Origin of the sequence: Pantoea sp. Pa-EAmG (assembly GCF_030024295.1) — a bacterium.
Classification (GTDB): Bacteria; Pseudomonadota; Gammaproteobacteria; order Enterobacterales; family Enterobacteriaceae; genus Pantoea; species Pantoea dispersa.
In genome coordinates this window covers 1-9902 of record NZ_JASEWO010000162.1, presented here as the reverse complement: position 1 = coordinate 9902, position 9902 = coordinate 1, and the positions used below count along the sequence as shown (strand labels likewise).

Here is a 9902-nt window from a genome sequence, read left to right as displayed (position 1 = left end):
TACTGCCATCATTCTTGCCTGTTGAGAACCGGGTGATACGTTACTATATATATTAGGGAGTGTTCTTATAGTGCATTAGCGCTTTTTAAGTCTCCACGATGATAAATTTCTGTCTGTCCAGCGGCGCGGGATGCCCAGACAGTTGACCGGGTGTATGAACCGGAACAGACTGAACCAGACGGGATTTCGCACCCAGGACTTTTATCGTATCCTCAGCACAACATATCGTTCACTTAACGTCAACTTCCCGGAAAACAAGTGGAGGGCTAACGTTAAGTTTTGAAAGTCCCTTGGCGCTGGGTGTCCCGCTTTTCGACAGGCTCATTCAGATCGGGCAGGATGCCAACCTGCGCCAGTGTTCATTTTGAGATTCCTCTACAATGATGACTCAGGTCTGCGGTTCAGCAGGCGGCTGTACTCTTTCTTTGCATCCCCTTCAGAAAATTCACCGCACCAGCGTGACACCACCACGGTTGCCACGCTGTTACCGATAGTATTACAGGTAGCGACGGCCATTGACATAAAGCGATAGACGCCAAAGATTAAAGCCAGCCCTTCCACCGGCAGATGTCCAACCGTAGCAACTGTCGCAGCGAATACTACAAAAGTACCGCCGGAGACCGCTGCAGCGCCTTTTGAGGTGACCAGCATTACCGCCAGAATACCTAACTGCTGCTGCCAGCTCAGGTCGATGCCATACGCGTTGGCAATGAACAGCGTGCACATCGACATATAAATGCTGGTACCATCGAGGTTGAAGGCATATCCGGTTGGCAGTATCAATCCCACACTCTGACGGGAGCAACCAAAGCGCTCCAGCTTTTGCAGCAGGCGCGGCAGCGCGCTCTCCGAAGATGCGGTGCCCAGCACGATAAAAATCTCATCTTTGATGTATCTGAGAAATCGCCATAAGCTGAAGCCGGAGAGGCGGCAAATGGCAGCCAGCACGACAAAGATAAAGAAGGCAACGGCAACATAGAACATCAACACCAGATTCAGTAGCGACAGTAATACTGAACTGCCATTGCTGCCGACGGCGTATGCCACCGAACCAAAGGCACCGAACGGTGCGAGACGCATGATCAGGTTGATAAATTCAAAGAAGCATTCGGAGATGCGGCTCATGCCACTTTCTATGGCACTGCGCTTCTCCTGAGTCAGTGCCAGCAGGGCAAAACCAAAGATGATTGAGATAACCAGCACCTGCAATAACTGACCACCGGCAAAGGCACCGATGAAGTTGTCCGGGAAGATGGCATAAATAAACTCCATGGTACTGGACGGTGCGTGGCCTTTTGCCAGCGTCGCGCTTACTGCCGAACTGGCGGCCTCGCTGACGCTACTGCCCATCCCTGCACCAATATTAAGCAGATTAGCCCATCCCAGACCCAGAGCTAACGCCAGTGTTGAGATCAGTTCGAAATAGATCAGCGCACGTACGCCTATTTTGCCGACCTTCTTAATATCACCCGCTGAAGCAATGCCATGTACAACAGTAAAAAAGATGAGCGGTGCAACGGCGGTTTTAATCAGCTTCAGAAAAATGTCGCCGAGGATTTTGAATTTCACCGCAAACTCTGGCATGGCAAAGCCCAGCACAATCCCGAGCATCATGGCGGCGAGCACCTGAAACGTCAGCCCTTTCCAGAACGGTTTAACTGTAGACATGGCATTGTTCTCTTATTGGCAGGTAGGGTACAGGGCAGTCTGGCTGCCCTTGTTGGTATTAGTTTTTATTTTTTGAGGAAGCCTGCAGGGCACGATCCACCATCACCGGCGCCAGACCGGTGTAGTTGCCCGGTTCTGTCAGAGCCTGCAGTTCCGCTTTGCTGAGCCTGGCCGTCACAACCTCATTACCCAGCAGCGCATCCAGAAGTGACATATTCTCGGTATTAGCAACCCGACAGGCGTCATACACCACGTCATGGGCCGTCTGGCGACCCAGCTGTGGTGCCAGTCCCATCATCACTGCTTCGGCGACAATAAGGCCACGAGTCATGTCGAGGTTCCTGCGCATGTTGTCGGGTTTCACTTCCAGCCCGTTTAGCATGAAAACTGCCTGCTCAAGCGCAGCACTGCTCAACATGAAGGATTCGGGAATGGCGACCCACTCTGCCTGCCATGGCCCGGTTGAACGCTCGAAATCCTGAATCATTGCGTCCAGCATCAGGCCAGCATGCTGGCGGACACCTTTGGCTGCGGCATAGATAATTTCGCAGGAGATCGGATTGCGCTTCTGCGGCATGGTACTGCTGGCACCGCGCCCCTTAACGAAGGGTTCATAGGCCTCGCCCAGCTCGCTGGTCATCATCATCATGATATCCAGCGCCACTTTGCCGAGTGAACCAGTCACCAGACCCAGGAAGTTGAGGGTTTCGGCGAAACCGTCCCGCGCCACATGCCATGTGGTCTGCGGTACGCCGAGGTCGAGCTCCTCCATCATTGCCTGCTGTACCTCAAGCCCCTTTTCGCCCAGCGAAGCAAGAGTGCCGGCAGCTCCCGCAAACTGCCCTACTTCAACGCGTGGACGCATCTGAGCAAGCCGCTCGGCGTGACGATCAAACATGCTCAACCAGACGGCACATTTGTAGCCAAAGGTGACAGGCAGAGCATGTTGCAGATGAGTACGCCCCGCCATTGGTGTGTCGCGATGCGCTTTCGCCAGTGTGGTCAGCGCCGCTCTGACGTGCTGAAGATCGGTGGCAACGATATCCAGCGCAGAACGGATCTGTAAAACCACCGCCGTATCCATGATGTCCTGCGTGGTCGCTCCCCAGTGAACATAGCGCCCGGCATCGCCGCAGATTTTTGAGAGCTGCTCAACCAGGGGCAGGATTGGATAGCCGACAATTTCTGTCTGATGTTGCATCTCACTTAGGTCTAACGCTTCATAACGTGATTTTTCAGCAATCTCGACCGCTGCGCTGGGCGGTATAATCCCGCAACGCGCTTCAGCTCTGGCCAGCGCAACTTCCGTTTCGATATAACGTTCAATCAATGCCTTATCTGAGAAGATCGCGCGCATTTTTTCTGTTGCAAACATGTTCCTGAACAACAGGGAATCGTATACGGTGCTAGACATAAAAACTCCTGACAGATATGTACGTACATTTAGTATATGTACGAACATAATTAAGGTTATGCAGGAGCTCAGTCAATTTGATCCTTGAATGGAATGTGAGAAATATGATCTCGGTTAGATATTTAATGGTGGCCAGAAAGCTTTCGGATGCGATTAACGGCGGTGATTATCCGGTGGGTACACTATTGCCGACAGAGCATGAGTTATCTGAAATGTTCCAGGTAAGTCGCAGCACCATCCGGGCAGCGATTGCGCGTCTGCAGCAACAAGGTTTAGTGTCGCGCAAAAAACGCATTGGCACGCGCGTGGAGGCATCTACCTCTCAGAAAGGATACTCCCAGACTTTAGGTTCCATTTCGGATCTGGCCCATCTTGCGAAAACGCAGCAGCGCGAAGTGAAAGAAATCGAGCAATTTGTGGCGGATAAGGCACAGGCTGAGCGCCTTGGACTGGAGCCGGGTGGTAATTATGTCCGTATTTCAAGTATCAGGACAGACAGCGAACATCCCGGAAAACCGGTATGCTGGACGGATGTCTATGTGGCGAAACAGTTTTTATCGGTTGTACCGCTGGCGAAAGAGCGAAAAGAAGTCCTGATAGCCGCCATTATTGAAGCAGAGTTTGGTCTGATTATTACCACCATTGAGCAGCGCGTTCAGGCTGTTCTTATCACCGAAGATCTGGCCAGAGAGCTGAATACCCCGGCCGGTGAGCCAGCACTCGAAATCACACGCATCTATCGCGATCAGGATACCAACATGATGACGATTTCTGTAACCGTTCACCCTAACGAGCGCTTTTCCCTGATGATGAAACTCGAGAGGGATAAAAATTTTTAATTTACATTCGCGCGACTCCATTGCCGCCTGCTTCACTGAAGCTTTTTTCTGACCTGACATGTTCGCAGCAGAACCTGTTTCTCACCCGGTGATTTGCTCGGGCTGAGAGGCAACGTCGTTATCGAAGGGATCTGGCCGGTGATATTGCCTGGCTGTATAGGGAAGGCCAGGAAAAGAGGCTGCACGCGATAAAGTTGCGGGGCTGGATTTATCAGGTATTGTCCTGAGGCTAATGGGCCGGACGGCGGCAACTGCGTCTCAGCCAGTCAATGCCGACATCTATCTCAGCCGCAGCGCGCTGGACCATGGTTTTGATGAACAAGGTCAGCAGCAGTACCGTTGCAGGTGCGTATTACCGATGATTTTCCGACGCTGGATTTGCTGTTAAACCGTTCAGGTTAGCGCCCGGAGCCTGCCGTAAATGGCGATGCACTGCTTCATCTCCTGCTGGCGGTGAACTTCCATGGAATGTGAATTTATCTTGCGCGCGTATCCCGGTGACTGCATCCGAACCTGTCATCGAAGATATCTGTTCGGTACTCTCCCCGGCCCGCGTGCCCGGCTGCATTCAGGTGGCCTAGGCGACTCCGGTCGTAGCACGGTGCAACTTTCCCCCTCAAAACACCACCCTTGAGCTTTCATAACGGGGAGCCGTTAGCGCCGTAAAACGCCTTCTTTCAGGAAGGGCATCGATTCAGAACCGATCGGCCCTCATCTTCCGATCGTGCCAGTAGAAGCCACCTTTTGCTGCGCCATCTCATTCACAAGCAGACAGTCCGATGATCTTTCTCGGTCTTATCAGCGCGATCGACCAAAAATACGAATATTGCCCCGACTGCAGAGATTACACCAATACGTTAAGCCCGTTTAGGTGCTTACATACGGCCTTAAGCTGAGTGATGTTTGCAGGTTTTAATATCGGGTGCTGAAGCTGGCATATTACCGACTTCTGACTGAGCGTTTACTCACGCAGCAGTGGATTCGGGATCATTTCGTATTACAAGCCCTACCGGCTCTGAAAGTGCGTTTGGCGCTTCTGATCCAGAACCGGTTGCAGACAACGGTTGCTTTATGAACATGAGTAGGTAGACTGGTATACATACTTCTTCTGGTGAGACGACTACTATGGCACTTTATTCTGCGGGTGCAGAAACCGCTTATGAAAAGCTACTCAATGCGGCACGCATACTGTTTTACAGCAATGGTATCAATGGCACGGGCATTGATGCCATTGTCAAACGTGCGGGTGTCGCCCGGAAAAGCCTGTACAACAATTTTGCTTCGAAAGACGAGCTGATATCGACGTATCTCAAAGTGCGTCATGAAGAATGGCTTTCCCTGTATAAAAGTCGGTTGCAGATTGCCATGACGCCCCGGGCGCGGGTCCTGTCAGTGTTCCTGGCCTATGAGGACCATGCTGACTGCGCCTACGAAAACGGTTTTCGCGGCTGCGGCCTGCTGAATGCAGCCGCTGAATTGCCCGCGGGTACGCCGGGACGCCAGGCCGTGCGGGAGCATAAGGAGGAGGTCGAAGCGATTATGGCATCACACCTGACGGAGCTGATGAATGGCCACGCTGAAAACGCCCGCCAAATGGCAAGGCATTTTGCTTTTCTGCTGGAAGGCAGCATTTCGCGAGCCGGACTGGAAGGTCATAGCACCTGCGTCATGCAGGCCCGCGGGATTGCCGAGCAGATGATGGAGGCATACCCGTGATTAAATCGGGACAACGCCTGGGGGGCATTGCGGGCGTGCTTGTCGCCGCCATCCTCTGGGGAACGACCGGAACGGCCGCGACTTATGCCCCTGATCTGAGTCCACTGGCGGTGGGCGCGGTAGCGATGGGCATTGGCGGGCTTCTGCAGGCCGTAATGGGTATCAGCCTTATCATTCGCCAGCGTCGGTTGATTTCGCGACACTGGCATTTTCTGATGACCGGCGCGGGCGCCGTGGCAGTTTACCCTCTCGCCTTTTACGCATCCATGCATTATGCCGGCGTTACGGTCGGCACGGTGATTTCCATCGGTTCTGCCCCACTGCTGTCCGCCCTGATTGAGTTTCGCTATGACGGAGTTCGCCTGACAAAGCAGTGGGGCGGCGGCGCAGCTCTGGGTGTTGTCGGCATGGTACTGCTCTGCCTGGCAGAACGCAGCGGGCACGGTTCTGGTGATGACCATGCCATGACGGGTATTTTTCTGGGCTTACTTGCTGGTTTTACCTACGCCCTTTACTCCTGGTCGGCACGAAGATTAATGCAGGCTGGTGTGGCTGCCCGCGCGGCAATGGGAGCAACTTTCGGTGCGGGGGGGCTTCTGCTTATGCCGGTATTGCTGATGACCGGCGCACCGCTTCTGGCGGACGGTCATTATGCCGCCGTCGGTATCTATATGGCGCTTGTACCGATGTTTTTGGGCTACCTCTGCTATGGGTACGGGCTGGCACGCATTCCTGCCAGCATGGCAACCACTATCACGTTGCTGGAACCGGGGGTTGCTGCCCTGCTGGCCGTCCTGATAGTGGGTGAAAGGCTGCCTTTTGGCGGATGGACAGGTGTCAGCCTGATCGTTGCCAGTCTGGGCGTTATCACCGTTCCCGCAGGCAGGTTCTCATTTACTTTGCTCCGGCGTCAGAATAATACGCCTCTCAAATACAAACAGGAGATAAATCATGAAGGATAAAGCGGCATTTGATTCATTTTCGGCTCTTGATATTCGTGCAGGAACAATTATCAGGGTTGAAGAGAGTAAAACGTCAAAACCGACCTGGCGAATGACCATTGATCTGGGACCTGAACTGGGTAGTCGGGTTTCCTGCGGGGCTTATACCAACTATGAAGCCAGTGACCTTGAAGGTATACAGGTGATCTGCATTGTTAATCTGGGCACCATGAAGATGGGACCTGAGAAGTCAGAGGAGCTGGTCGTTGGTGTGTCAGACGGTTCAGGTGGAACCATTCCTCTGACAACAGAAAAGTCCGTCAGGAATGGTGAGTCTGTATTTTGAAATACCGGTGAGCAGTTCCTCACCCACTTGCTGAAGGTACACACAAACGATATCGGCTAACAGCAACGTGTGTCCGGTCGTTTTTTCAAAAATTTATAGCCGACAGTCAACTGACAAAGTCCCGTTTTCGCGGAGACTTAACGGATAGGTGCCAGCGTTCTGTCTGGCACATATCTGACGTGACCCACTATCGCCTTCGTGCTGCTGACTGCAAAGGCGCGCAGATTCTCCACTTTTCGTTGTCTGCTATTTATGACTTGGCCAATTTCAGCTCTGCCTGAAGAATCAAACTCAATACGGCAGGCAGCAGCGTCAGCGTGACGAATGTGGCCACCACAAGCCCCCCAATAATGGCAAATGCCATCGGTCCCCAGAACACCTGGTGGGATATAGGGATCATGCCCAGTATTGCGGCACAGGCAGTCAACAGCATCGGGCGGACCCGATGAAGGGAAGCCCCCATAATGGCCTCATCAGCCGCCATTCCTTTTCTGATGTTTCCGTCGGCCTCAACGATGAGGATCACGGCATTGCGGATGATCATACCCGCCAGTGAGATGATGCCCAGCAGGGCAACGAACCCGATCGGCGTGCCGGTTGGCAGCATGGCCATGACAATCCCCGGCAGCCCAAACGGCGCCATCATTAACGCCAGCAGCATGCGTGAGATGCGCTGAAGCTGAACCAGCATGACCAGGAGCTTGACGGGGAGCACGTTGATCACCGAGCGGTTACCCTTGTCCGACTCCGCGGCGGTGCCCTCCTCGCTGATGCTGTATCCCGGCGGCAACTGCGCCCTTACCCTGTCAACGTGGGGACGTAACCCGGCAGAAACCGCTTCTGCACGCAAGCCGGGGGCAAGATCGGTCTGCACGGTGATGAAGGGCAGCCGCTGGCGCCGCCACATGACAGGATCTTCAAGCCCTGCCTGGATCTGTGCGATTTGGGTCAGGGGAATTTTTGCACCCGATTCAGCTGTCAGAATCAGCGATGAGAGACTGCTCAGGTTGCGCCTGTCTGTGTCACTGGCTCTGAGCACAACCTCAGTCATACGGTTACCGTCTCGCAGAACAGTGACCACACGGCCTGACCAGAGCGTATTGATATACTGCGCAAGGCTTTCTGACGATATACCCGCCGCGCGTGCGGCGGTCTGATTAACGGCGAGCGTGACAACGCGCTCCGGGTCACCCGCCGTCTGGTTCACCTCGCGTGTCAGTGGTGATGAGCCGAGCACCGCAGAGAGCTTTTCGGCCAGCGCCTGCACGCGAGCATAATCCGGGCCGCTGACGCGGTAGCGGACCGGCCACCCCACAGGTGGCCCCAGCTCCAGCGGAGAAACCCGGGTAGTGATGTCGCCGAAATCGCGGGCCAGAATGGTATTCAGCTGCTGCTGCAGCCGCTCGCGTGCCGTGAGGTCTTTTGCCACTACGACCAGCTGGGCAGTATTTTCATCGTCCAGCAGTACGTCCATCGGCAGATAGAAGCGAACGGCACCGGTGCCCACATAAGCAGAGTAGTGGTCGATACAGGTATTACCCCTGAGCGCCGTTTCGAGTCGCTTTACCTGCTGCAGCGTGGCTTCCTGCGACGCGCTGGCGGGCAGCGTCAGGCTTACCAGCAGCTCCGGTCGGTCGGAGGCAGGAAAAAACTCGCCCTGCATAAAGGTGGTGCCGATACCCGCCAGCAACAGGGCAATCAGCGCGGTGGCGATCGTCACCAGCCGGTGGCGGAGGACAGTGCAAAGCAGACGACGGTAGGCCGTGATGAGCCTGCCGGCGCCCGCAGTGGAGCCAGGCAGTCGGGCTGGCAGCAGCCAGGCGCCGGTCAGCGGTGAAAACAGCACTGCGACCACCCATGAGCAGAGTAAGGCAATCATGACCACTGCGAAAAGTGTGTAGCAGTATTCCCCGGCGCTGGAGGCGGCAAAACCGACCGGAATAAAGCCCGCGATCATCACCAGCGTGCCGGTGAGCATGGGAAACGCTGTGGTTTTGAATGCGTACGTCGCCGCCTCCCGGCGTGTGTCTCCCGCTTCAAGGCGTGAGACCATGTTTTCGACCGTGATCATTGCGTCATCTACCAGCAGGCCGAGTGCGATAATCAGCGCGCCGAGCGAGATGCGCTGCAGGCCGATACCGGCAAGATGCATGCCTGTAAACGTCATGGCCAGCACCAGTGGAATCGCGGCGGCCACGACCAGGCCCGCCCGCAGCCCGAGTGAGACAAACGATACGGCGAGCACGATAACGACCGCCTCGATCAGCACGTGTACGAATGATCCCACGGCCTGGCTGACCATGGTGGACTGATCGGCGACGCGTGTCATTTCAATACCATACGGCAGGCGCAGGGCCTCGTCATGCATGCGTGCGCGCAGCGCGTGGCCAAAATCAAGCATGTTTCCGGTAGGTGCCATGGATACCGCCAGCCCGATGGCGGGCTGACCGTTAACCCTGAACAGGGGGGCCGGCGGTTCAGCAGGCTGTCTGGACACCGATGCCACATCCGCCAGCGGCACATAGTGACCGCTGACGTGCAGCGTGATCGCGCGAAGGCTGTCCAGCGCTGAAAACTGACCACTTCACGGAGTATGACTGCGGCCAGAGCGACGGTAAAAAGCGGTGCTGAGTAGTTGATGACGGTCGCGTCAGCAAGAGAAATGTATAAAAGAGACAGGTAGCTGAGATACATACCACCGGTTCCGGCAAGGCCGCGCAGGAAATGGCCCGGAATATTTCGTGTGCGTATCCCCTCAAGCACTCCCCCACTCCGACTGAGCCAGAACAGCAGGGGCAACAGCGCCCCGACAGAACGGAAGAAAATCACTTCGCCAACCGGAACAGCCCCCGCAAGACCTTTAACGCAGGCCAGCATCAGTGTTGAACTCAGCGCCGCTGTCAACGCCAAGATTACTGACCGTTTTTCGCCATTTTCATTGTCCGCTGTTGGTCATTAACGCTGTCCGCTTTCCACCA

At 55.0% G+C, this 9902-nt stretch carries 6 protein-coding genes and 2 pseudogenes; 4 read left to right on the top strand and 4 right to left on the bottom strand.

Annotated elements, in window-relative coordinates:
* Window positions 1-375 precede the first annotated feature (375 nt).
* Both dctA and QMM04_RS17860 read right to left on the bottom strand, forming a co-directional pair.
* On the bottom strand, window positions 376-1668 hold the full coding sequence (dctA, locus tag QMM04_RS17865) for a C4-dicarboxylate transporter DctA (RefSeq protein ID WP_282996666.1): 1293 nt from the start codon (window positions 1666-1668) through the stop codon (window positions 376-378).
* A gap of 58 nt (window positions 1669-1726) precedes the next feature.
* Window positions 1727-3082: an adenylosuccinate lyase family protein gene (locus QMM04_RS17860; RefSeq protein WP_282996667.1), complete on the bottom strand. Its 1356-nt coding sequence runs from the start codon at window positions 3080-3082 to the stop codon at window positions 1727-1729.
* A gap of 77 nt (window positions 3083-3159) precedes the next feature.
* On the opposite strand from QMM04_RS17860, the gene QMM04_RS17855 reads away from it, so the two are divergent.
* From QMM04_RS17855 to QMM04_RS17840, 4 genes are all read left to right on the top strand, one after another.
* A complete protein-coding gene (locus QMM04_RS17855) occupies window positions 3160-3921 on the top strand; it encodes a GntR family transcriptional regulator (RefSeq protein ID WP_282996665.1) in 762 nt (253 codons plus the stop codon).
* A gap of 1125 nt (window positions 3922-5046) precedes the next feature.
* Window positions 5047-5637, top strand: a complete 591-nt coding sequence (locus QMM04_RS17850; protein WP_282996664.1) for a helix-turn-helix domain-containing protein — start codon at window positions 5047-5049, stop codon at window positions 5635-5637.
* Window positions 5634-6599: an EamA family transporter gene (locus QMM04_RS17845; RefSeq protein WP_282996663.1), complete on the top strand. Its 966-nt coding sequence runs from the start codon at window positions 5634-5636 to the stop codon at window positions 6597-6599. Before QMM04_RS17850 ends, QMM04_RS17845 begins: the two co-directional genes overlap by 4 nt.
* Window positions 6589-6924 (top strand): protein secretion chaperonin CsaA, encoded by a 336-nt coding sequence (locus tag QMM04_RS17840; protein WP_282996662.1) that lies wholly within the window; start codon window positions 6589-6591, stop codon window positions 6922-6924. The genes QMM04_RS17845 and QMM04_RS17840 overlap by 11 nt, the downstream gene beginning before the upstream one ends.
* 250 nt (window positions 6925-7174) lie before the next feature.
* Here the strand turns inward: QMM04_RS17840 and QMM04_RS17835 are convergent.
* Window positions 7175-9487, bottom strand: a pseudogene (locus tag QMM04_RS17835) (efflux RND transporter permease subunit); the annotation flags it as partial.
* Window positions 9488-9501: 14 nt separating this feature from the next.
* Window positions 9502-9801, bottom strand: a pseudogene (locus QMM04_RS17830) (DMT family transporter); the annotation flags it as partial.
* Window positions 9802-9902: the final 101 nt, after the last annotated feature.